Origin of the sequence: Streptomyces africanus, from assembly GCF_002150735.1 — a bacterium.
Taxonomy (GTDB): domain Bacteria; phylum Actinomycetota; class Actinomycetes; order Streptomycetales; family Streptomycetaceae; genus Streptomyces; species Streptomyces africanus.
In genome coordinates this window covers 7,781-8,018 of the sequence record NZ_MUKA01000129.1, presented here as the reverse complement: position 1 = coordinate 8,018, position 238 = coordinate 7,781, and the positions used below count along the sequence as shown (strand labels likewise).

Sequence of the window (238 nt, the reverse complement as noted above, 5' to 3'; positions counted from 1 at the left end):
CGTTTTCCGGGTAACGGACAAGTGTCCGCTTGCTCCATCGTATCGGCGGAACGTCCGGTTCGACAGTGCGAGACGGCCGTGCCCCGACAGCCCGGGACGACCGTGCCGCGGCCGGCCTGTCCCGCATCCTGCACCTTTGTGAACCGGCCCCGCCACCTCACACCCCCTGCCGCCTGACCTCGAGACGTGAGAAAGAAGGCTTCCATGCCCCCATCGACGTCCAGCGACCTCACCCTGT

Annotated in this window: 1 protein-coding gene (only partly in view); it reads left to right on the top strand. The window is 66.8% G+C overall.

Going from position 1 to position 238, the window contains the following annotated elements; translation table 11 throughout:
- Window positions 1-204 precede the first annotated feature (204 nt).
- A protein-coding gene (locus CCL05_RS18245; RefSeq protein ID WP_244204315.1) for a 2Fe-2S iron-sulfur cluster-binding protein crosses the window boundary here: on the top strand, window positions 205-238 show its 5' end (the start). The gene runs 428 nt beyond the window's last position; the window shows 34 of its 462 coding nt (coding positions 1-34); the start codon lies at window positions 205-207; its stop codon lies off the right edge, out of view.